Source organism: Rhodococcus cerastii (assembly GCF_033042195.1).
Lineage (GTDB): Bacteria > Actinomycetota > Actinomycetes > Mycobacteriales > Mycobacteriaceae > Rhodococcoides.
On record NZ_JAWLKF010000003.1, the window covers coordinates 344576 to 366515 of the forward strand.

A 21940-nucleotide genomic window follows, 5' to 3' on the forward strand; every position below is an offset into this window, starting at 1 on the left:
TCGAAAGCCTCTCTCAGCCTCGGGGAATGGCGAAGTATTTGTACTCCAGAAACTCGTCTATTCCGACTTTTCCGCCCTCGCGGCCGAGTCCGGACTGTTTGACGCCACCGAACGGCGCAGCCGGATTGGACACCAGACCCGTGTTGAGGCCGACCATTCCCACCTCGAGGCGCTCCCCCATTCGCAGAGCCCGGTCGATGTCCTGGGTGAAGACGTACCCGACGAGTCCCCATTCGGTGTCGTTCGCGAGGGCGATCACTTCGTCCTCGGTGTCGAACGGGACGATTGCAGCCACCGGTCCGAAGATTTCCTGGGACATCAGATCCGACGCCGCATCGACGTCGGTGAGGACCGTCGGCGGGTAGAAGTAGCCGGGTCCGTCCGGGGCCACTCCCCCGACGATCGCACGGGCGCCACGCCGAAGTGCGTCGTCGACGAGTGTCTGTACCTTGGCGCGGCCCGCCTCGTCGATCAGCGGGCCCACCTCGGTTCCGTGCGCACTACCGGCCCCCACCGACAGCGCACCCATGCGCTCGGCGAGCTTGTCCGCGAACTGCGCTGTGACACTGCGATGTACGAAGAACCGGTTGGCGGCGGTGCACGCCTCACCCATGTTGCGCATCTTGGCGACCATGGCACCGTCCACGGCGCGTGCGAGGTCAGCGTCGTCCATGACGATGAAGGGTGCGTTGCCGCCGAGCTCCATCGAGGTGCGCATCACCGTCGACGCAGCTTGCTCGAGCAGAATCTTGCCCACCGCAGTCGATCCGGTGAAGCTGATCTTGCGGGCCGCACCGCTGCTCATCCACGAGCCCACCACGCCCGACGCGTCGGTGGTGGTCACGACGTTGACCACTCCCGCCGGAACACCCGCGTCGTGCAGAATTTCCGCCAGAGCCAATGCGGTCAGCGGCGTCTGCTCGGCCGGCTTGAACACCACGGTGCATCCCGCAGCCAACGCCGGTCCGATCTTGCGAGTTCCCATTGCCAACGGGAAGTTCCACGGAGTGACGAGAATGCACGGACCCACCGGTGCCCGGGTGACCACGATGCGGTTCTTGCCGTCTCCGGTGAGGGTGTGATCGCCCGAGATGCGCACCGCTTCCTCGGAGAACCAGCGGAAGAACTCGGCACCGTACGCCACCTCACCGCGAGCGTCGGCCAGTGGCTTTCCCATTTCCGCGGTGATGATCTCAGCGAGCTCCTCCTGCCGCGCCATGATCAATTCGTATGCTGTGCGCAGGATTTCGCTGCGTGCCCGCGGCGCAGTCGCGGCCCAGTCGGCGGCGGCATCGACCGCTGCGGCCATGGCGTTCTCGGCATCGACTATGCCGCCGTCGGCGACCCTGGCGATGACCTCGCCGCTGGCGGGATCGACGACATCGAATCGGACATCGGATGCTGCGGCAGTCCACGCGCCCCCGACGAACAGTTCGGTCGGAGCAGTGATCGTGGGACGCGTGAGGCTGGTCGAACTGGCGGTCATGGCCGCGGTCCTTTCGTCGAACGTGGATCGAGTACTTGCGCCAGGTGTACGGACGCATCGCTGGTCAGGTCACCGGTGAGTTGTCGCACCTGCATGTGGCAGGAGAATCCGTCGGTCAGAATCGGGGTGTCGGGCTCGGCGGCGCGAACCGCCGGGGCGAGGGCCTGCTCGGCCACGGCCATGCTGAGCTCGTAGTGGCGAGACTCGAAGCCGAAGTTTCCTGCGACCCCGCAGCATCCGGTGGCCTCGCGCACCGCCTCGATACCGACGGCAGCCAACGCCGTGCGCTGGGTGGCGTTTCCGAACACCGCGTATTCGTGGCAATGGGTCTGCACCGTCACCGATTCGGGAACCTCGGCCGAGGGCACCCACCCGGCGGCGGCCTGGTCGATCACCGCGCCGGCGAAACTCTGCACCCGCGCCGCGACCCGTCTCGCGGCCGCGGTGGGAACCAGCTCCGGCATGTCCTTGCGGAACGCCGCAGCGCAGCTCGGTTCGGTGACGACGATGGGTCGGTCGGTGCCGTCGTCCAGTACAGCAACGGCTTTCGTGAGGTGCTTGCGGGCGGCCTTCAGCTGGCCCGTCGAAATCCAGGTCAGGCCACAGCACACGTCGGTCCGGCATTCGGTGCTGCGGCCGGAATCCTCGAGCACGCGCTGCGCCGCGCCCGCGACCTCGGGCCGAAAACCCTGGGTGAACGTGTCGACGACCAACACCACGTCGGCGGCGCGGCCTCCGCCGATCCGTATCTCGTCAGCAAGTTCCTTCGCCGACGCGAAGCGCGGCAACGGCCGCTCGGTGGTCAGCCCACCGAGTCGAGCCGCCAGCGCGGCGATGCGCGGAGTGAGCAGACGGTTGAGCAGCGGTGCCGTTCGCTGTGTCACCTTCAGCCAGCGAGGCAACCAGCCCAGCGAATAGTGCGAGAGCGGCCGCAGTCGTCCCGCATAGTGATGATCGAGGAACTCGGACTTGTACGTCGCCATGTCCACGCCGACCGGACAATCCGACGAACAGGCCTTGCAGGACAGGCACAGGTCGAGCGATTCGGCTACGTCCTTCGATGCCCATCCGTCGGCAACGGTCGGCGAACTGCGCACCATCTCCTGCAGCACTCGGGCCCGGCCGCGCGTCGAGTCCTTTTCGTCGCCGGTCGCCCGGAAACTGGGGCACATGACGCCTCCCGACGTCGTACGACACTTGCCGACGCCGACACACGACTGAGTGGCGTGCACGAACGGATCCAGATCTGCCCGCGTTCCGATCTGGTGCAGATCGAAGGTCGTCTTCCATTCCCGCTGCGGGATGCCCTGCAGCATGAGGTTGTCCATCATCGGTTCCGGATCGGTGATCGAACCCGGGTTCAGAATCCCGCGGGGATCCCAGATGCGCTTGAACCGCGCGAAGGCGTCGAGCATGCGCGGTGAGTACATCACCGGGAGCAGTTCCGACCGGGCCCTGCCGTCACCGTGCTCGCCCGAGAGGCTGCCCCCGTGCTTGACCACCACCCGCGCGGCGGCGCGCAGGAAGTCGTACATCACCCGTCGCCCGGCGTCGGTGCGCTGATCGAACGTGATGCGTACGTGCATGCAGCCGGCACCGAAGTGTCCGTACATCACGCCGGTCAGATCGTGTTCGGCCAGAAGCGAGTTCAGGTCGGCGAGGTAGGCGGACAGGTTCTCGGGTGCGACGGCGGCGTCCTCCCAGCCACCCCAGGACTCGACTCCGCTGGCGAGTCGAGTCGCCAGACCTGCGCCGTCCTCACGTACTCGCCACAGCGCTGTTCGATCGGCCGGGTCGGTGACGATGCGACCTTCCTTGACGCGGCCGAGACGACCGAGCGCCTCGAGCAGACGGGCCGCTTTGTCCTCGACCTCGGCCGCATCGGCCCCGTCGAGATCGACGTAGAGCCACGCGTTTCCCGCAGGCAGACCGCGGATGGAATCCGGTCCGCGCCGGTACTCCATCGTCTGGGCGATGTTGTCGTCGATACCCTCCACAGCGGCAGGCGAGAACTCGAGAATGGCCGTCACGTCGGCGGCAGCAGCCACCACGTTCTCGTATCCGAGGCAGAGCAACAACGCCGCCGGAGGCACGGGAACGACGGCGACGGTGACCGAAACGATCACCGCGCACGTGCCCTCGCTCCCGACGAGTGCACGAGCAACGTCGAATCCGTTCTCGGGCAGTAGATGCGAGAGGTGAAATCCGGACACCTGTCGCGGTATGCGGCCCAACTCGACTCTGAAGAGCGCGAGGTTGTCGGCCGCGAGCGACTGCAACTCGCGCGAGATACGTTCGGCTGCATCGGTCGCCGCCGCATCCTCCGAATGCACTGCCTCCACACCACTACGGGTCACCCGGAGTAGGTGCCCGTCGGCGGTGACCACATCCATGGCCACCGTGTGGTCGGCTGTTCGTCCGTAGCGCACCGAGTGATTGCCGCACGCGTCGTTGCCGACTGCCCCGCCCACCGTCGCGCGTGTCTTGCTGGACGGGTCGGGTGCGAAGGTGAACGTCCCCGAGGTGCGCGCCACCAGTTCACGCTGCAACTCCGAGATCACGATTCCCGGCTCCACCACCGCGGTCCGCGCGTCGGTGTCGACGGAGATCACGCGGTTCATGTGGCGGGAGAAGTCGATCACGATTCCGCGGCCGATCGCGTTGCCAGCCATGGACGTTCCGCCGCCGCGGCCGATCACTGCGACTCCCGCGGCCCCGCACAGCACCATCACGGAGGCAACCTCCTCGGCGCTCCGGGGGAAGACCACAGCCGCAGGCGGAATTCGGTAGTTCGAGGCGTCGTAGGAGTACTCGGCGAGCCGTCGAGACGAATCGTCGATCTCGATACCCATCTCCAGCACTCGCTGCACGAGTGCCGGCACCGGGGACCGCACCGGAGCAGACGTCACAGCACGTTCTTCAGCGTGCGCGACAACGCGTCCAGGCCCTGCCGCATCTCGTCGTCGCTCACGATCAGCGCCGGGATGATCCGGACCACGTTGCCGAGCGCGCCGCAGGTCAGCAGCAACAACCCCTCGTCGATCGCACCCTGTTGCACGCGCAGGGCGGCCGCAGCATCGGGATTGCCTGCGCTGTCGACGAATTCGAGTGCCTGCATCAGGCCGAGTCCACGTGCATCACCGATGGCGGAGTGCTCGGACTTCAGTGCCAGCAGGCCGTCGAGCAGAACTCGGCCCTGCGCGGCAGCGTTGTCGACCAGACCTTCCTCACACACGACGTCGAGCGTGGCGACACCCGCGGCAGCGGCGACGGCATTGCCGCCGTACGTGCCGCCCTGCGATCCGGGCCACGCCTTGCCCATCAACTCCGTCGATGCCGCGATGGCCGAGATCGGGAATCCGCTGGCCAGACCTTTCGCGGTGATGACGATGTCGGGTGTGATGGTCGAATGCTGGTGGCCCCAGAACTTTCCGGTGCGCCCGACTCCTGCTTGGACCTCGTCGACGATGAGGACGATCCCGTGGGTGTCCGCCCGTTCGCGAAGTCCCTCGAGAAACTCGGGAGGCGTGGGCAGGTAACCGCCGTCACCGAGTACCGGTTCGATGATGAACGCAGCGGTGTCCGCGGGGCTGGACATCGTCATCAGCAGGTAGTCGAGTTCCTTGAGCGCGAAGGCGACCGCGGTGTCCATGTCCCAGCCGTACCGGAAGGCGTAGGGGAACGGTGCGATGTGCACTCCGCCCATGATCGGCGAGAATCCGGAACGGAACTTGGTGCCCGCGGTGGTCAACGACGCGGCCGCCACCGTGCGTCCGTGGAACCCCCCGTGAAAGGCGATGATGTTGGGCCGTCCGGTTGCCATGCGCGCCAACCGAATCGATGCCTCGACGGCCTCGGACCCGGAGTTCGCGTAGAACACGCTGTCCAGCCCCGCGGGCAACACCTCGCCGAGCTTGTCGGTCAGCGCCAGAAGCGGCTGATGCATGACGGTCGTGTACTGCGCGTGGATTATCTTGCCCACCTGCTCGCGCGCGGCCTCGACCACGCGGGGATGGCAGTGCCCGGTACTGGTGACGCCGATACCGGTGGTGAAGTCGAGGTACTTGCGCCCGTCCGTGCCGATGATCCAGCTGCCCTTTCCGTGATCGACGACGATCGGGGTCGCCTGCTTGAGTGCCGGGCTGAGGTGGGTGCGAGTCGACGCTGTCATGCGTGCCATCGTCACTCACCGAATTCAGATTGTCAACAATCTGCAATTGGCAGTTCGGAGTCAGGGCCGGCTGCCGGAGCGATACAGTTCGTCGGTGTCCGCTTCGAACCCCCGCATCGTCGTTCTCGGCAGCATCAACATGGATCTGATCACCCGGACCCCCTCCCTGCCCGACCCCGGCGAAACAGTGCTGGGCACATCGTTCACCACCTCACCGGGCGGCAAAGGCTCGAACCAGGCCATCGCCGCCGCCAAGGCCGGCGTTCCGGTGTCGTTCATCGGAGCGGTCGGAGACGACGAATTCGGTGAGACACTGCGCCGAACACTGTCCAGCGCGGGCGTGGACGACCGAGCGCTGCGTACGGCACCGGGTTCGAGCGGAATTGCCGCCATTTCCGTCGATGATCACGCCGAGAACAGCATCGTCGTCGTCCCCGGGGCGAACGAACACGTTCGGGGCCTCACCGACGACGACCTCGCCGTCATCTCCGACGCCGCTATCCTGTTGTGTCAGTTGGAAATTCCGCTCGATACCGTGGTGACCGCATTCGAGTACGCCCGATCTCGCGGCGTGGTGACGATGCTGAACCCGTCACCGGTTCAGGATTTGCCCGACGCACTGGTGGCGGCCACCGACGTGCTCGTGGTAAACGAAGCCGAGGAAGCCCGTCTCGGAAACCGAGTGAGCGAAGTGGCGCACGTGATCACCACCCTCGGTGCCAGAGGCGCTCGATACCGCGGCTCGGAATCGTTCGAGGTCGCCGCTCCGCGCGTCGACGCCGTCGACACCACCGGTGCCGGCGATGCATTTGCCGGAGCATTGGCCGCGTCCTGGTTCGACGGACCGCGCACAGCAGTCGAATGGGCCTGCGCTGCCGGGTCTTTCGCCGCGACGAGGCCTGGTGCGAGTACGTCCTCGGGTACTCGCGCAGACATCGACGCACTGCGAGATGCGGCCGCAGGATGAATGGCCCCGACCTCGACGAGCTTCGACTTCTACGTCGCGCGCGAGACCGGATGGATCGCGAATTCGCCGAGCCACTCGACGTCCCCATGCTGGCCCGCACGGCACTGATGTCCACCGCGCACTTCGGTCGCCGCTTCCGCGAGGCCTACGGCGAGACGCCCTACGCGCATCTGATGACTCGACGGATCGAACGCGCCAAGGCCTTGCTGCGCCGCGGCGATGTGACCGTCACCGAGGCGTGCTTCGCGGTGGGCTGTACCAGTCTCGGATCGTTCAGTTCGCGGTTCACCGAGATCGTCGGCGAGACGCCGAGCGCATACCGCGCCCGCGACCATCGTGACAGCCGGGCGGTGCCGACGTGCACGGCCATGATTCTGGGTCGGCCGATGCGCCGCACTGTGGCTGCCACCGAACCGAGCAGAATCGAAGAAGCATCGACGGCCGGAGCGTCCTAGCCTTTCCCCATGTCACTTTCGCTGAGCCACGTACACGTCTACACCGACGACCCCGATGCCTCGTTGGCGTTCTATCGCGACGCTCTGGGACTCGAGGTCAAGAGCGAGGTTGCCAACGACGGCTACCGCTGGATCACTCTGTCCACCGACGACCAACCCGAGATCGAGATCGTCCTGTCGCAGCCCCACGCGGGCCGGTCGCAGGAACTCGGCGATCAGATCGCGGCCCTGCTCGCCAAGGGCGAGCTTCCGGGCCTGCTGTTTCGTGCCGACGACCTCGACGCGGCCTTCGAGCGAATTCGCGCGGCGGGCACCGCGGAGATTCTGCAGGAGCCGACGAGTCAGCCGTGGGGTGCGCGCGACGCGGCATTCCGTGACCCCGCCGGCAACATGGTGCGCGTCAGCCAGGCGTGAATTCGTCCTCGCGTCGACCGTCCTACATCGACGACGCGAGCGCCAGGCCGCCTGCGCACGCGACTACGGACGCGAGCACGGTGACTGTCACGTTGACGGCGGCATCGCGTCGACGCCCCTGCTGGAGCAACCGCACGGTCTCGACACTCGCCGTGCTGAACGTGGTGTACCCGCCGCAGAACCCGGTACCGATGACGGCTTGAACGTCGGTGGAGCCGGCTCGGAACATCACCCATCCGGCCAGCACACCCAGCAGAAACGATCCGGACACGTTGATGCCGACCGTCGCCCAGGGAAATCTCGTCCGCGCCGCGAGACGTGATTTCACTTCAGCGTCGACGACGAAGCGAAAGACTGCCCCCAAACCGCCGGCCGCCGCGATCCACAGCGCGATCATCGAACCACCCTGCCTGCCAACGCGATTCCAGCCCAGGCCGCAAGTATTCCGAGAATCACGCTGACCACTGCATATGCCATTGCCAGACCGGTGAACCCGCCCCGAATACCTTCGACCGTCTCGAGGGCGAAGGTGCTGTACGTGGTGAACGCGCCGCAGAAACCGGTACCGAGCAGCAGCCGTAACCTGCGCCGAACTCCTGCATCGGGCCCGCCGCGAACCAGCGACTCGAGCAGAAGCCCGAGCACGAACGCACCGGCGATGTTGATCCCGAAGGTGGCCGTCGGCCATTGCGACGCCGAGTGCGGAAGCTGCTCCTCGATTGCATAGCGGACTGCCGTACCGGCCGCTCCGCCGACGAACACCACGGCCAGTGCCCAGAGGTGACGGTGCACGGGACCCTGGTCGGCCGGCATCGAATCGGAATCGGGATCGAACACCGCTGGTCCTCTCGGGCTGCACGGTCCGACCGTTTCCGACCGGCCCGCGTTGGATGTCGGATGCTTGCTGCACGATGGAGCCTATGACAACGACCACGGAGCCCACGACCGGGAACTTGCGCGCGAGCGCCGAAGAGTTGTTGCGCGAACTCGCCGGCCCGGCTGCGGTGCTGCGGGAAGACCAGTGGACGGCCATCGAGGCCCTCGTCGTGCACCGGCGGCGGGCGTTGGTGGTGCAGCGGACCGGTTGGGGCAAGTCGGCGGTCTACTTCATCGCGGCGAAACTGCTTCGCGCACAGGGCCTCGGTCCGACGGTGATCGTCTCTCCACTGTTGGCGTTGATGCGCAACCAGGTTGCCTCCGCCGAGCGGGCGGGCGTCCGTGCTGCCACCATCAACTCGGGCAACATGACCGAGTGGGACGACATCCATCAGCAGGTCGCCTCGGGCGAGCTCGACGTGCTGCTGGTCAGTCCGGAGCGATTGAACAATCCGGATTTCCGCGATCAGGTGCTGCCGTCCCTGGCAGGCGATGCGGGCCTGGTCGTGGTCGACGAAGCACATTGCGTCTCCGACTGGGGCCACGATTTCCGGCCCGACTATCGACGTATCAGAACCCTGATCGCCGAGTTGCGCGACGGTATCCCCGTGCTCGCGACCACAGCGACGGCGAATGACCGCGTGGTGGACGACGTCGCCGCACAGCTGGGTGTCGGCGGCGGCGACACGCTCGTACTGCGCGGCGGGCTCGCACGCGACTCTCTGCGCATGGCGGTGGTGAAGATCGACAACGCCACCGAAAGGGCGGCGTGGCTCGCCGATCACCTGAAGACGCTGCCGGGTTCGGGAATCATCTACACGCTGACGGTCTCGGCCGCGAAGGACCTCGCAGCGCTGCTCACCGATCAGGGCCACGTGGTGGCGTCGTACACCGGTCAGACGGATCCGACCGAGCGCGAATCGCTCGAAGGTGACCTGCTGGCCAACCGAGTCAAGGCCCTCGTCGCCACGTCCGCACTGGGCATGGGCTTCGACAAGCCCGATCTCGGCTTCGTCGTGCACATGGGGGCACCGTCGTCCCCGATCTCGTACTACCAGCAGGTCGGCCGAGCCGGTCGCGCCACCGAGCGCGCCGATGTGGTGCTGCTACCCGGTCACGAGGATCGCCAGATCTGGAGCTACTTCGCCTCCGTCGCGTTCCCCCGCGAGCATCTGGTGCGGCAGGTCATCGATGCCTTGAACACCGACAAGGCCCAGTCGACGCAGGCGCTGGAGCCTCTGGTGGAACTCAATCGCAGCAGGCTGGAGATGGTGCTGAAGGTCCTCGACGTCGACGGCGCGGTCAGACGCGTTCGTGGCGGCTGGATGGCCACCGGGGAGCAGTGGACGTACGACGCGGGACGTTACGAGCGTCTCGAACAGGCCAGGGACCGCGAACAGCAGGCCATGATCGACTACCAGGGCACCGACGGCTGCCGGATGGAGTTCCTGCGGAGGCAGCTCGACGACCCGGATCTGGGCGCACCCGGTAGCGAGTCCGACAGGTGCGGACGGTGCGACAACTGCACCGGTGAGCACCTGTCGGCATCGGTGGATGCGGCCGCAGTCGACTCGGCACGGGCACGATTGGACCGACCGGGCATCGACCTGCAGCCGAGAAAGCAGTGGCCCAGCGGCATGAAGAAGCTGGGGGTGTCGCTCTCGGGCAAGATCGCCGACCCACACGAACCCGGGCGCGTGCTGGGTCGACTCACCGACCTCGGCTGGGGCAGCCGGCTGCGTGCCCTGCTCGATGCACCCGATGCTCCGGCCACCGACGCATTGGAGAAGGCGTGCATCACCGTGCTCGCCAACTGGGACTGGAAGCAGCGACCGACTGCCGTTCTGGCTCTCGACTCCCCCACCCACCCGGTGTTGGTGCGATCGATCGCCGAGCGGTTGGCCGCCGTCGGAAAATTGGACGATCTCGGTGTCATGCAGGTCAGGGCCGGTCATCCGCCGGTCTCGGCGGCCAATTCGGCGTTCAGGGTCGCCGGGCTGGTGGACTCTTGGGACGTTCCGGACGTATCGTCCGTGACAGGGCCGATTCTGTTGATCGATCTGCTGACCGACACTGGGTGGACGTTCACCTGCGCCACGTCGGCTCTGCGATCTGCGGGTGCCGAAGCGGTACTTCCGTTCGCTCTGGCGACACCGAAGTAGCGGTCCGTCGGAAGCGGGTGGTTTGAATTCCGTCGTCACGGGTACAGCCAGCCGGGCGCCGATGAAGTGACCAGCATCACATTGACGGGTTAACCTGGGAAAGCATGTCCGATTCCGGGGTCGATTTCCCGGCGCACTCGATATGCCTCGGCGACCTTGTTACGTTTGTATTTCCTATGAAGCCCGCATTGCTGAGAGGTACCCCGCTCACTGCGCCGGACGCAGTGAAGTTTCGTAAGCCACAGATCTCCGACGGAGTCCGGCTCTGGGAGATCGCAAGAGATTCGCGAGTTCTGGATCTCAATTCCAGCTACTCGTACGTGTTGTGGTGTCGTGATTTCGCGGCCACCACCGTCGTATCCGACATCGACGGCCGCGCAGTCGGTTTCGTCACCGGATACATCCGCCAGGACGCCCCGCGCACACTGTTCGTGTGGCAGGTCGCCGTGGATGCGGACCAGCGTGGCAAGGGACTTGCCGGTCGCATGCTGATGGAGCTGCTCGACCGCCTCGAGCCACAGGGCATCACGCATCTGGAAACGACGATCAGCCCGGACAACGAAGCGTCGATCGCAACCTTCACGAGCCTCGCACGCAAGCGAGGCACCGATATCGTCAGGTCGGATTTGTTCGCGCCCAACGATTTCCCTGATAGCCACGAAGCCGAGGAGCTCTACACAGTAGGCCCCGACGCGTCGCGGAATTACGAAAGGAACAAGCAGAACATGACCGAAAAGAACACCGTGACAACAGAGAAGCCCGATGTATTCGAGACCGTCGAGTCCGGCGTGCGCAGCTACAGCCGCCAGTGGCCCGCCGTGTTCACCACCGCGAAGAACTCGGTCATCACCGACGAGAACGGCAACGACTACCTCGACTTCTTCGGTGGCGCAGGCGCTCTCAACTACGGCCACAACAACGACATGATCAAGAGCGCGTTGGTCGACTACATCACCAGCGATGGCATCACCCACGGACTCGACATGTCCACCGTCGCCAAGCGCGAGTTCCTCGAGTCGTTCAAGAAGAACATCCTCGATCCCCGCGGCCTGGACTACAAGGTTCAGTTCCCCGGGCCGACGGGCACCAACACCGTCGAGGCCGCACTCAAGCTTGCTCGCAAGGTCACCGGCCGCGAGGCGATCATCAACTTCACCAACGCATTCCACGGCATGACCCTCGGCGCGCTGTCGGTCACCGGCAACTCGATGAAGCGAGCGGGAGCCGGAATTCCGTTGGTGCACACCACTCCGATGCCGTACGACAACTACTTCGGCGGCGTCACCGAGGACTTCCAGTGGTTCGAGCGCGTGCTCGACGACTCCGGCAGCGGTTTCAACCGCCCGGCCGCAGTGATCGTGGAGACCATCCAGGGTGAGGGCGGCATCAACGTCGCGCGCCCCGAGTGGCTGCGCGCCCTGGCCGAGCTGTGCTCGCGCCGTGAGATCCTGCTGATCGTCGACGACGTGCAGATGGGCTGCGGACGCACCGGCCAGTTCTTCTCGTTCGAGGAAGCCGGCATCACCCCGGACATCGTCACGCTGTCCAAGTCCATCGGCGGCTACGGCATGCCGCTGGCACTGACTCTGTTCAAGCCCGAGCTGGACGTCTGGGCACCGGGCGAGCACAACGGCACCTTCCGCGGGTTCAACCCGTCGTTCGTCACGGCGAAGGCCGCCATCGATCACTACTGGTCCGACGACAAGTTCGAGAAGGAAACCCTCGTCAAGGGCGAGCACATCCAGGACCGGTTCATGAAGCTGTGCGCCAAGTTCGACGGCATCTCCACCCGCGGCCGTGGCATGGTTCAGGCCCTGGTGTTCGACGACGCAGAACTCGCCGGCAAGGTGTCTCAGCTGTGCTACGACGAGCGTCTGCTCGTCGAGACCGCCGGCCCCAAGGACGAGGTCGTCAAGCTGCTTCCCCCGCTGACCACGACGATCGACGAGCTCGATCGCGGCCTGGACATCATCGAAAGTGCCGTCGCGAAGGTCCTCTCCTAGAACCCGTTCGCACTCACCGATATCGAAGGAGGACATCGAAATGATCGTTCGCACCACGCAGGAGATCACCGGTACCGACCGCGACATCTCGAGCGAAGACGGCAACTGGCGCAGCAAGAGAATCATTCTCGGCGGCGACAAGGTCGGATTCTCGTTCCACGAGACGACGATCCAGGCCGGCACGGTGAACAACTTCCACTACGCCAATCACGTCGAGGCCGTCTGGCTCATCGAGGGCGAGGGAACGCTCACGAACCGCGAGACCGGCGAGACCTACGAGCTCGGTGCGGGATCGATGTACCTGCTCAACGGACACGAGCGCCATACTGTCGAGCCGCGCACCCAGATGCGCATGCTCTGCGTGTTCAACCCTCCCGTCGTCGGCAACGAGACGCACGACGAGAACGGTGTGTACCCCCTCGTCGAGGTACCCGCGTAACACTGGCACATCCTCACGGCCCGCACCGACGCTATCCAGGTCGGTGCGGGCCATTGGCGTATCTACGGTGCCCATCCGGCGAGGGATCGCTATCCTGGACGAAGTGAATGCAACCCCTGTGTCCGCGGCACCGTACGAGCAGCTGACTTCCCTGCTCGATGGGAAGACCGTCACCGTCGTCAGCGGTGCGGGCATGTCCACCGACTCCGGGATTCCCGATTACCGCGGTCCGCAGTCACCGCCTCGAAACCCGATGACGTTCCAGCAGTTCATCGGTGACGCCGAATTCCGTCGGCACTACTGGGCCCGCAACCATGTCGGGTGGCGACACATGGACGCCGCCGTGCCCAACGACGGCCACCGAGCTCTCGCCCGACTCGAACGGGCAGGCGTCGTCACCGGGATCATCACCCAGAACGTCGACATGTTGCACACCAAGGCGGGCAGCCGACGCGTCATCGACCTGCACGGCGTCTACGCCCGAGTTCGCTGCCTGAACTGCGAGCGGTTGATCTCGCGTTTCGAGTTGGCCCGCCGACTCGATCGCGCCAATCCCGGTTTTCTCGAGTCCGTTGCGCCCGCGGATGGCGTCGAGATCGCCCCCGATGCCGACGCCATCATTTCCTCGACCGCGCACTTCCGCATGGTCGACTGCGAATCATGTTCGGGCATACTCAAACCCGACATCGTCTACTTCGGTGAGAGCGTGCCCAAGCCGCGCGTGGCCGAGGCATACGATCTCGTCGACCGAAGCGACGCGCTGCTGGTGCTCGGATCCTCACTGACCGTGATGTCGGGCCTGCGGTTCGTCAGACACGCGTCCAAGACGTCGAAGCCCATCGTCATCGTCAACCGCGGCACCACTCGGGGCGACGAATTCGCTTCTCTCACACTGCACGCCGGGTGTTCCGAGGTAGCGACCGCGTTGGCCGACGACGTCGATCAGGCAGGAACCAGATCGTCGGCATGAACCACCGGGCGCTGTAGCTCTGCGGCCAACTCCCCTGTCGACCGCCCGAGCATCCCGGCGAGTTCCCCCGAGTCGTACGCGACGACCCCGCGAGCCACCAGTACGCCAGCGTGATCGACCAACGACACCACGTCTCCGCCGTGGAAAGAACCCGTCACCGACGTGATACCAGCGGACAACAACGATCGTCGCCGCTCCACCACGGCACGCACGGCCCCGGCGTCGAGGTGCAGTTCTCCCGCAGCATCGGCAGCATGACGGACCCAGAACTTGCGCGCCGACAACCGCGTCGGCCGGGCAGCGAAAGCGGTACCCACCGCGGACGTCGTCAGCGCATGAGCAGCATCGGATGCCGCGGCCAGCAACACCGGAACGCCGGCGTCGGCCGCGAGACGCGCAGCGGACAGCTTGGAGGCCATTCCGCCGGTGCCGAGCGCTCCCCCCGAACCGGCGACGACACCGTCGAGATCCTCGGGGCTGGTCACTTCCGGGATCAGTGTCGCTTTGCCTTTGCGGGGATCACCGTCGTACAACCCGTCCACGTCCGAGAGCAGGAACAGTGCGTCCGCACCGACGAGGTGGGCGACCAGAGCAGCCAGGCGATCGTTGTCGCCGAACCGGATCTCTGCGGTGGCGACCGTGTCGTTCTCGTTGACGATGGCCACGGCACCGAGTGAGCGCAACCGATCCAGGGTGCGCTGAGCGTTGCGGTGGTTGGTTCGCCGCGCGATGTCCTCGGCGGTCAGCAGAACCTGTCCGACCGTGCGCCCGTACCGGTGGAACGACGAGCTCCACGCATGAACCAGAGCGAGTTGACCGACGCTCGCAGCAGCCTGCTTGGTGGCCAGGTCCCGTGGTCGCTTGGTCAGGCCCAACGGTGCCATCCCTGCGCCGATCGCACCGGAGGACACGACCACCACATCGGTGCCGCTGCGCATCCGAGACTCGATGGCGTCGGCGAGCAGATCGAGTCGAGTCAGATCCAGACCGGTGTCGAGGCTGGTGAGCGCCGAGGAACCGATCTTGACCACGATGCGCTTGGCATCGGCGATCGTGCGACGGGTATCGGTGAGAGCCTCTGCGAGCGAATCGGATTCACGCACCGCCGCCACGTCTACTCCTGTTCGGTATCGAGCCCGCGACGTACCTGGCGGGCATGCTTGCGTTCGGATGCGCCGATGCGCTCGACCTGATCGAGACGGGCATCGGTGCCTCGGCCTGTCATCGTGATCTCGACACCGGCCGGAGTCTGCGGCTCCCAGTCGAACGACACGTCGCCGATGGTGACCGAAGCACCGGGCTGAGCGCCGGCCTTGATGAGTGCGTCCTCGACTCCGAGCCGCGCGAGGCGGTCGGCGAGGTAGCCGACGGCCTCGTCGTTTGTGAACTGCGTCTGACGCACCCAACGCTCGGGTCGGGTACCGCGAACGATGAAGCCGTCCGGGATGTCCGGATCCTTGACGACCTTGAAGCTGTCGTCGTTCCGAGCGACCGGGCGTAGCACCTGACGCCGCGGCTCGGGAGCCGGATGCGCGGTGCGGTACTCCTCGACGAGCTTGGCCAATGCGAACGTCAGCGGCTTGAGACCGGCACGCGTCACCGCGGAGATGGTGTACACGGGCCAGTCACGGGACTCGAACTCGGCGGTGACCATCTCGGCCAGCTCGGCACCCTCGGGAATGTCGGCCTTGTTCAACACCACGATGCGGGGCCGATCGGCCAGATCGCCGAGGCTGGCGTCTCCGGACAGCGCCGGCTTGTACGCGGCCAACTCGGCTTCGAGGGCATCGACGTCGGAGATCGGATCGCGGCCGGGATCCAGTGTGGCGCAGTCGACGACGTGCGCGAGAACGGCACACCGTTCGAGGTGACGCAGGAAGTCGAGACCGAGACCTCGGCCCTGACTCGCGCCGGGGATCAGCCCGGGAACGTCTGCGACGGTGAAGGTGGTGTCTCCGCTGGAGACCACGCCGAGGTTGGGCACCAGTGTGGTGAAGGGGTAATCGGCGATCTTCGGCTTCGCTGCGGACAGCACCGAGACCAGCGACGACTTACCGGCCGACGGAAAACCGACGAGGCCCACGTCTGCGACGGACTTGAGTTCGAGGACGAGCTCGCGTTCGATGCCCTCTTCGCCGAGGAGCGCGAATCCGGGTGCCCGCCGAGCCTTCGAAGCCAGAGCTGCATTGCCGAGGCCGCCGCGGCCGCCGGGAGCGGCGTCGAAACGTGTTCCCTCCCCGATCATGTCGGCGAGCACGTTTCCCTTCTTGTCGAGCACGACGGTGCCGTCGGGAACCTTGAGAATCAGGTCCTCGCCGTTGGCACCCTCACGGTTGCCACCCATGCCCTGAGTTCCGTTGCCTGCCTTGGCATGGCTGGAGAAGTGGAAGTCGAGCAGAGTATGGACGTTGCTGTCGACGACGAACACGACTCCGCCGCCCTGCCCTCCGTTACCGCCGTCCGGGCCGCCGAGAGGCTTGAACTTCTCGCGGTGAACCGAAGAGCAGCCGTTGCCACCTTTGCCGGCGCTGACGTGCAGCACCACGCGGTCGATGAATCGTGACATAGCTGTCTTCGATCCTTTCGTAAAAGAGAAAGCGGGAGAAAAAAGCGATAGGGGCGGACCGGTCTCATGACCCTGGTCCGCCCCTATCGGGAGCTGTGAACGTACGCCGTGGATGGTCGACACGAGCAGTTGCCCGGTCGCGTCGGCCATCGTGAGCGCCAGCGCTGCAGAAGGACTAGGCCCCTACAGCAACCGGAACGATGTTCACGGTCTTGCGACCGCGCTTGGCACCGAACTCGACTGCGCCGGGGGCGAGTGCGAACAGGGTGTCGTCGCCGCCACGGCCGACGTTGACGCCGGGGTGGAAGTGCGTGCCGCGCTGACGAACCAGGATCTCGCCTGCGCCTACGGTCTGGCCGCCGAAACGCTTGACGCCGAGGCGCTGAGCATTCGAGTCGCGACCGTTACGGGAGCTTGATGCGCCCTTCTTATGTGCCATGTTGCATACCCTCCTCGGGGTGAATCAGCTTGGAAGAACTCAAGTCCTGCGGGGACCTGGTTACTTGATGCCGGTGACCTTGAGGACAGTGAGCTTCTGCCTGTGTCCCTGACGCTTGTGGTATCCGGTCTTGTTCTTGAACTTGTGGATGCGGATCTTCGGGCCCTTGGTGTGCTCGACGATCTCACCGGCGACCGAGATCTTCGCCAGCTTGTCTGCATCTGTGGTCAGGTCGGATCCGTCTACGACGAGGACCGGAGCAAGCGAGACAGCAGTGCCGGGCGCTCCCTCGATCTTCTCGACCTTGACGAGGTCACCAACAGCGACCTTGTACTGCTTTCCGCCGGTCTTGACGATCGCGTACGTTGCCATCGGAGGGCTACCCCTTGCTTCTTCGAACTTGCTCGCGTTGCGCATGGCAACACGACTGGTCTGGTAAAACGTGTTTGCTTGCTCCCTATCGGCCGGCCACGGCGATGTTCACCTAGGCCCGCTCGAGAACCGTTGTTTCCTGCAAGGCCACTACGGCACAGCAGAACGGTGTCACCGGGAGCGACTTATCAAGGTTACGGCAGAGAGACGGCCAGGGTCAAACTGCCCCGCGCTGCTAGGCATCGATGTCCACCGGAGGCCCTGCAGGCCGCGCTGCTGCACGCCGTCTGCGAGGACGTGCCGCCGGCACCTCCACCGGCTCCACGGACTGCTCGGCCGCCGCCGTGAGCGGAGCCGCCACCTCGTCGGGTGCCGTCCCCGCCTGGTCGGAGGTCGTGGCGTCCGCGGAGTCGTCCGCGGCAGGAACGACGATCACCATGCCCGCGTCTGGCGCTGTGCCGGTCGGCGCGGCTGCCTTGCGCGCCACCCGCCGTCCGCGTCGAGCCTTCGGTGCCACCGGCTCGACGGAAGGCTGTTCGGCCTCGGTCTCGGTGGCCGAATCGACTGCCGTGACGTTCGTCTCCGCGTCGGCGACCGCAGCGGCCGCAACCTCCACATCGTCGGCGGAGACCACGGTCACCTCGGCGTCGCCGCCGGGAGCTTCGGGGGCCGGTGTCTCGACATCGGCGGGGCTGACGTCGGCCACCACGTCGTCGTGGTGCGCCGCCATGGCCAGTGCCACCGGATGCGCCCGCTTGATCGACGGATCGACCACGGGGTGTTCCTGACCGTCTGCCGCACCGGCACGATCGTTCGAGGAGGCCCGCTCGTTGCCGTCGGACCGATCGTTGCCCTCGGCCTTGTTGTCCTTGCCACGACGACGCCTGCCGCTGGTTCCCGAGTTGCCCGATTCCGAACGCGACGAGTTCGACCGACCGCCGTCGTTGTCCGGCTTGGCGTCGATGGGGAACGGGTGCACGACGATGCCACGACCCTGGCAGTGCTCACACGTGGTGGAGAACGCCTCGACGAGCCCCGTGCCGAGCTTCTTGCGAGTCATCTGCACCAGACCGAGCGAGGTCACCTCGGAGACCTGGTGGCGAGTCCGGTCGCGTCCGAGGGACTCGGTGAGTCGTCGGAGTACGAGATCGCGGTTGGACTCGAGCACCATGTCGATGAAGTCGACGACGATCATGCCGCCGATGTCTCGCAGCCGCATCTGGCGCACGACTTCCTCGGCGGCCTCGATGTTGTTGCGAGTGACCGTTTCTTCGAGATTGCCGCCCGACCCGGTGAACTTGCCGGTGTTGACGTCGACGACGGTCATCGCCTCAGTGCGATCGATCACCAGGGTGCCGCCGGACGGCAGCCAGACCTTGCGATCGAGGGCCTTGGCCAGCTGCTCGTCGATGCGGTGCGCGGCGAAGACGTCGACGGAACTGCCGTCGGCCTCGTATCGGTGCAACCGCTCCATCATGTCCGGGGCCACGGTCTCGACGTAGTTCGACGTCGTCGTCCACGCCTTGTCGCCCTCGATGACGAGCTTGGAGAAGTCCTCGTTGAACAGGTCACGAATAACCTTGACGAGCATGTCGGGCTCTTCGTACAGCGTCTGTGGTTGCACGCCCTTGCCGGTTTCGGCGTTGGCCGAGCGTTCTTCGATGCTGGCCCACTGCGCCTGCAGGCGAGTCACGTCCCGTGCGAGCTCTTCTTCGCTGACGCCCTCCGCTGCGGTGCGGATGATGACGCCGGCCTCGGGAGGCACGATGTCGCGGAGGATTTCCTTGAGCCGCTTGCGCTCGGTGTCGGGCAGCTTGCGGCTGATGCCGGTGGAACTTCCACCGGGCACGTAGACGAGGAATCGACCCGCGAGCGACAGCTGCGTGGTCAGGCGAGCACCCTTGTGCCCCACCGGGTCCTTGCTGACCTGGACGAGAACCTGATCGCCGGGCTTGAGAGCCTGCTCGATCTTCCGTGAGTTTCCGCCCAACCCCGCAGCGTCCCAGTTGACCTCGCCCGCGTACAGCACGCCGTTGCGGCCACGCCCGATGTCGATGAAGGCTGCTTCCATGCTGGGCAGCACGTTCTGAACGCGGCCCAGGTAGACGTTGCCGACCATCGACGCAGTGGCACTGCTGGTGACGAAGTGCTCGACGAGCACACCGTCTTCGAGCACGGCAACCTGAGTGGTCAGCGGGTGATCCGGAGTTGCCTTCTCACGCACGACCATGACGCGGTCGACGGATTCGCGGCGAGCCAGGAACTCGGACTCGGTGAGGATCGGCGGCCGACGACGACCGGCATCGCGCCCGTCGCGGCGGCGCTGGCGCTTGGCCTCGAGACGCGTCGAGCCCGTGATTCCCTGGACCTCGTCCCGGGGTGCCCGGCTCTTGTTGCGCGGCTCGCGCTCGTGCACGACGGTGTTGGGCGGATCGTCCTCGGACGAGGCACCCTCGGCAGCGGCCTCTGCTCCGGTCTTGCGCCGGCGACGGCGTCGACGACGACGGCTGGAGCCGTCTCCGTCCGAACCGCCGTTGTCGGAGTCGTCGTAATTGTCCTGGGCACCCGAATCAGACTCGTCGTCGCCGTCCTCGGCCGAGGAGTCCGCGGTGCGAGTCTCGTCGGAGGAATCGGTCGAATCGGAGTTCTGCCGGTCCGAGGTACGGCTGCGAGTGCGCGATCGACGCGAGCGTCGTCCCGAGTTCGACTGCTGCTCGTCACTCGACAAGGACTCGTCCGAGTCGGAATCGGTCGATTCTGTGTCGGCCGAATCGGTGGTCTCCGAGTCGCCGTCGGAATCGTCTTCGGAATTGTCGTCGTTCGACTCGTCCGAGGACTGCTCGCCGCGACCACGGCCGCGACCACGGCGTCCACGGCGGCGGCGTCGAGGCTGAGATTGATCGTCGTCCCCGTCACCGTCGGTCGATACCTCGGCGGCGCTCGACTCGTCGGCCTCGGAAGAGGACCGGTCGGTCGAGACTGCAGAGGTCTCCGGTACAGAGGTCTCGGGTGCAGCGGTCTCCGGCGTCACCGTGGACTCACTGCCGTCGGTGTCCGCGCTGGTGTCGGTGCCGGCGACCTCGTCCTTGGGCGCTGCCTTGCGGCTGCGGCGACGGCGCGCCGGGGGCTCCGCCGATTCCGTCGCTGGGGCGTCCACGGCTGCGGGCTGCAGAAACAGCGGGGTGGCGAACGTCGTCGCGGTGGGCTGGTCGGTCGTTGCCGCGGAACGATCGGTCTCCGGCTCCGGAGCGGGCGCGCTGGTGAACAGCTGCGGCTCGGACCATGAGGCCTCGACGGCGGGTGCCTCGGCAGGTTCCTCCGCAACCGGCTCCGGCTGCGCGGCAGTCGACGACTCGACTGTCTGCCCGGTGGGCGCTGTGGGCGCGTTGACCGAGTCACGAACGGACTCCGCGACGTCACGGCTCAGGCTCGACTGTGCACTGCGCGCTTCGATGCCGAGCTCACCGAGGGTGACGAGCAACTGCTTGCTGGTGACGCCCAGAATCTTTGCCAGAGCGTGCACGCGCAGCCTGGTCGGCAGCTCGATCGTGTCGGGTTGCGCCGACGACGCCGCGTCGGTTTCCACAGACGACACCGCGCCGGGAGGCTCCATACGACCTGCGTTTGCGTTCTGTACATCTTCGGGCGGGCTTTGATCGGCCACGTAGTCTCCTCGGGCCCCCGGGCGCGTCCATCCGACTTCGGGTGTGACGCGGCCACGCGAGGGCAATCCTTGTGTACTCACGTCGGGTTGGACGTCAGCTGTTCGGTCTCGCTCCGCACCCGAGCCGATGACCACTTCGTAGTTCTCGGTGGTCGACGACAGCGTGTGCGGTGCCTGGCTGGATGGTGGTGTACCGGCGATCCGAGCGCCTGATCATCAAGCAAGAACGCGAACGAGCCTGTCTCTCGTTCGAGCATCTGCGATGACGGGCAGCGGATAGACGACAGTCATCCGATCGAATACACCACACCGGACTAGCGAACTTCGGTGAAGCCTGGGCTTCGGGTGGAGCGTGAAACCTGTACGTACTGGTGCAGTGAAGTCGATCTGTCGTCGAGTATCCCACACGCTGTGATGCGTACTCGCCACGCCGCACCGTTCGGGTTCCGAGCGGATGCGGCGTGGCCGGAAGTAAGTGCTGCTTTTCGTGTCGAAGGCGGAACGGTCAGGCGAGGCCGGGGAACCAGAGTGCGATCTCGCGCTCGGCCGATTCCACGGAATCCGATCCGTGCACCAGATTCTGCTGACCGTCGAGGGCGAGGTCACCACGGATGGTGCCGGGAACCGCCTTGGCCACGGGGTCGGTGCCGCCTGCGATCTGGCGGAACGCAGCGATGGCGCGGGGGCCTTCGAGAACTGCGGCCACCACCGGTCCGGACGTGATGAACTCGAGCAGCTCGGGGAAGAACGGCTTGCTCTCGTGCTCCGCATAGTGAGCCGAGGCCAGTTCGCGGGAGACGGTCTTGAGCTCGAGTGCGACGATGCTCAGACCCTTCTTCTCCACGCGGCCGAGGATCTCTCCTACGTAACGCCGGGCAACTCCGTCGGGCTTGATCAGTACAAGGGTGCGGTCGGTCACGTCGAGAACAGTAATGGAACACAGCGATGCGGCGCGC

The 21940-nt window shown here is 65.8% G+C and carries 18 protein-coding genes and 1 pseudogene; 8 read left to right on the plus strand and 11 right to left on the minus strand.

Features of this window, described 5'->3' with window-relative positions; all coding sequences use genetic code 11:
* Nucleotides 1-13 precede the first annotated feature (13 nt).
* The 3 genes from R3P93_RS08495 to R3P93_RS08505 are packed head-to-tail and all read right to left on the minus strand — an operon-like array spanning nucleotide 14 to nucleotide 5657.
* Complete coding sequence (locus R3P93_RS08495; RefSeq protein ID WP_317532780.1) at nucleotides 14-1486, minus strand: NAD-dependent succinate-semialdehyde dehydrogenase; 1473 nt, start codon at nucleotides 1484-1486, stop codon at nucleotides 14-16.
* Nucleotides 1483-4338, minus strand: coding sequence for an FAD-binding and (Fe-S)-binding domain-containing protein (locus R3P93_RS08500; protein WP_317532872.1), 2856 nt, complete (start codon nucleotides 4336-4338; stop codon nucleotides 1483-1485). Before R3P93_RS08500 ends, R3P93_RS08495 begins: the two co-directional genes overlap by 4 nt.
* A 53-nt stretch (nucleotides 4339-4391) precedes the next feature.
* On the minus strand, nucleotides 4392-5657 hold the full coding sequence (locus R3P93_RS08505) for an aspartate aminotransferase family protein (protein ID WP_317532781.1): 1266 nt from the start codon (nucleotides 5655-5657) through the stop codon (nucleotides 4392-4394).
* Nucleotides 5658-5751: 94 nt separating this feature from the next.
* Between R3P93_RS08505 and R3P93_RS08510 the strand changes: the two genes are divergently transcribed.
* Genes R3P93_RS08510 through R3P93_RS08520 form a run of 3 tightly spaced genes read left to right on the plus strand, consistent with a single transcriptional unit; the run spans nucleotide 5752 to nucleotide 7493 of the window.
* On the plus strand, nucleotides 5752-6624 hold the full coding sequence (locus tag R3P93_RS08510; RefSeq protein WP_317532782.1) for a ribokinase: 873 nt from the start codon (nucleotides 5752-5754) through the stop codon (nucleotides 6622-6624).
* Nucleotides 6621-7079, plus strand: a complete 459-nt coding sequence (locus tag R3P93_RS08515; RefSeq protein WP_317532783.1) for a helix-turn-helix transcriptional regulator — start codon at nucleotides 6621-6623, stop codon at nucleotides 7077-7079. Before R3P93_RS08510 ends, R3P93_RS08515 begins: the two co-directional genes overlap by 4 nt.
* Before the next feature lie 9 nt (nucleotides 7080-7088).
* On the plus strand, nucleotides 7089-7493 hold the full coding sequence (locus tag R3P93_RS08520; RefSeq protein ID WP_068052456.1) for a VOC family protein: 405 nt from the start codon (nucleotides 7089-7091) through the stop codon (nucleotides 7491-7493).
* A gap of 22 nt (nucleotides 7494-7515) precedes the next feature.
* Here R3P93_RS08520 and crcB (R3P93_RS08525) read toward each other — a convergent pair whose 3' ends face one another.
* Both crcB (R3P93_RS08525) and crcB (R3P93_RS08530) read right to left on the minus strand, forming a co-directional pair.
* Nucleotides 7516-7890 carry a fluoride efflux transporter CrcB gene (gene crcB, locus R3P93_RS08525; protein ID WP_317532784.1) on the minus strand — a complete coding sequence of 125 codons (375 nt, stop codon included), beginning with the start codon at nucleotides 7888-7890 and terminating at the stop codon, nucleotides 7516-7518.
* Entirely contained in the window at nucleotides 7887-8306 is a 420-nt protein-coding gene (crcB, locus tag R3P93_RS08530; protein WP_394855273.1) for a fluoride efflux transporter CrcB, read from the minus strand. Before crcB (R3P93_RS08530) ends, crcB (R3P93_RS08525) begins: the two co-directional genes overlap by 4 nt.
* A gap of 107 nt (nucleotides 8307-8413) precedes the next feature.
* Here crcB (R3P93_RS08530) and R3P93_RS08535 point away from each other — a divergent pair, with 107 nt between their 5' ends.
* The 5 genes and pseudogenes from R3P93_RS08535 (at nucleotide 8414) to R3P93_RS08555 (ending at nucleotide 13943) form a co-directional block, all read left to right on the plus strand.
* Nucleotides 8414-10531 (plus strand): RecQ family ATP-dependent DNA helicase, encoded by a 2118-nt coding sequence (locus R3P93_RS08535; protein WP_317532786.1) that lies wholly within the window; start codon nucleotides 8414-8416, stop codon nucleotides 10529-10531.
* A gap of 176 nt (nucleotides 10532-10707) precedes the next feature.
* Nucleotides 10708-11208 (plus strand): annotated as a pseudogene (ectA, locus tag R3P93_RS08540) (diaminobutyrate acetyltransferase); the annotation flags it as partial.
* A gap of 48 nt (nucleotides 11209-11256) precedes the next feature.
* On the plus strand, nucleotides 11257-12534 hold the full coding sequence (gene ectB, locus R3P93_RS08545; RefSeq protein WP_317532873.1) for a diaminobutyrate--2-oxoglutarate transaminase: 1278 nt from the start codon (nucleotides 11257-11259) through the stop codon (nucleotides 12532-12534).
* A gap of 40 nt (nucleotides 12535-12574) precedes the next feature.
* Nucleotides 12575-12973 carry an ectoine synthase gene (locus R3P93_RS08550; protein ID WP_317532787.1) on the plus strand — a complete coding sequence of 133 codons (399 nt, stop codon included), beginning with the start codon at nucleotides 12575-12577 and terminating at the stop codon, nucleotides 12971-12973.
* A 118-nt stretch (nucleotides 12974-13091) separates the two neighbouring features.
* Nucleotides 13092-13943, plus strand: a complete 852-nt coding sequence (locus R3P93_RS08555) for a Sir2 family NAD-dependent protein deacetylase (protein WP_094640217.1) — start codon at nucleotides 13092-13094, stop codon at nucleotides 13941-13943.
* On the opposite strand, the gene proB is transcribed toward R3P93_RS08555, so the two are convergent.
* From proB to ndk, 6 genes are all read right to left on the minus strand, one after another.
* On the minus strand, nucleotides 13916-15055 hold the full coding sequence (gene proB / locus R3P93_RS08560) for a glutamate 5-kinase (RefSeq protein WP_188078663.1): 1140 nt from the start codon (nucleotides 15053-15055) through the stop codon (nucleotides 13916-13918). The two genes, R3P93_RS08555 and proB, sit on opposite strands and share 28 nt — an antisense overlap.
* 2 nt (nucleotides 15056-15057) lie before the next feature.
* On the minus strand, nucleotides 15058-16509 hold the full coding sequence (gene obgE, locus R3P93_RS08565; RefSeq protein ID WP_149406232.1) for a GTPase ObgE: 1452 nt from the start codon (nucleotides 16507-16509) through the stop codon (nucleotides 15058-15060).
* Between the two features lie 175 nt (nucleotides 16510-16684).
* Nucleotides 16685-16948, minus strand: a complete 264-nt coding sequence (gene rpmA, locus R3P93_RS08570; protein ID WP_317532788.1) for a 50S ribosomal protein L27 — start codon at nucleotides 16946-16948, stop codon at nucleotides 16685-16687.
* Nucleotides 16949-17008: 60 nt separating this feature from the next.
* A complete protein-coding gene (gene rplU, locus R3P93_RS08575) occupies nucleotides 17009-17320 on the minus strand; it encodes a 50S ribosomal protein L21 (RefSeq protein ID WP_032394581.1) in 312 nt (103 codons plus the stop codon).
* A gap of 235 nt (nucleotides 17321-17555) precedes the next feature.
* Complete coding sequence (locus R3P93_RS08580; protein ID WP_317532789.1) at nucleotides 17556-20984, minus strand: translation initiation factor IF-2 N-terminal domain-containing protein; 3429 nt, start codon at nucleotides 20982-20984, stop codon at nucleotides 17556-17558.
* A gap of 505 nt (nucleotides 20985-21489) precedes the next feature.
* Nucleotides 21490-21903 carry a nucleoside-diphosphate kinase gene (gene ndk / locus R3P93_RS08585; RefSeq protein WP_032394582.1) on the minus strand — a complete coding sequence of 138 codons (414 nt, stop codon included), beginning with the start codon at nucleotides 21901-21903 and terminating at the stop codon, nucleotides 21490-21492.
* Between the last annotated feature and the right edge of the window lie 37 nt (nucleotides 21904-21940).

Coding starts and splice junctions, on each gene's coding strand:
- R3P93_RS08535 (WP_317532786.1), top strand. CDS start 8,414: ATGACAACGACCACGGAGCCCACGACCGGGAACTTGCGCGCGAGCGCC.
- R3P93_RS08520 (WP_068052456.1), top strand. CDS start 7,089: ATGTCACTTTCGCTGAGCCACGTACACGTCTACACCGACGACCCCGAT.
- crcB (WP_394855273.1), bottom strand. CDS start 8,306: ATGCCGGCCGACCAGGGTCCCGTGCACCGTCACCTCTGGGCACTGGCC.
- R3P93_RS08500 (WP_317532872.1), bottom strand. CDS start 4,338: ATGGGTATCGAGATCGACGATTCGTCTCGACGGCTCGCCGAGTACTCC.
- R3P93_RS08550 (WP_317532787.1), top strand. CDS start 12,575: ATGATCGTTCGCACCACGCAGGAGATCACCGGTACCGACCGCGACATC.
- R3P93_RS08515 (WP_317532783.1), top strand. CDS start 6,621: ATGAATGGCCCCGACCTCGACGAGCTTCGACTTCTACGTCGCGCGCGA.
- crcB (WP_317532784.1), bottom strand. CDS start 7,890: ATGATCGCGCTGTGGATCGCGGCGGCCGGCGGTTTGGGGGCAGTCTTT.
- obgE (WP_149406232.1), bottom strand. CDS start 16,509: ATGTCACGATTCATCGACCGCGTGGTGCTGCACGTCAGCGCCGGCAAA.
- rplU (WP_032394581.1), bottom strand. CDS start 17,320: ATGGCAACGTACGCGATCGTCAAGACCGGCGGAAAGCAGTACAAGGTC.
- ectB (WP_317532873.1), top strand. CDS start 11,257: ATGACCGAAAAGAACACCGTGACAACAGAGAAGCCCGATGTATTCGAG.
- rpmA (WP_317532788.1), bottom strand. CDS start 16,948: ATGGCACATAAGAAGGGCGCATCAAGCTCCCGTAACGGTCGCGACTCG.
- R3P93_RS08495 (WP_317532780.1), bottom strand. CDS start 1,486: ATGACCGCCAGTTCGACCAGCCTCACGCGTCCCACGATCACTGCTCCG.
- R3P93_RS08505 (WP_317532781.1), bottom strand. CDS start 5,657: ATGACAGCGTCGACTCGCACCCACCTCAGCCCGGCACTCAAGCAGGCG.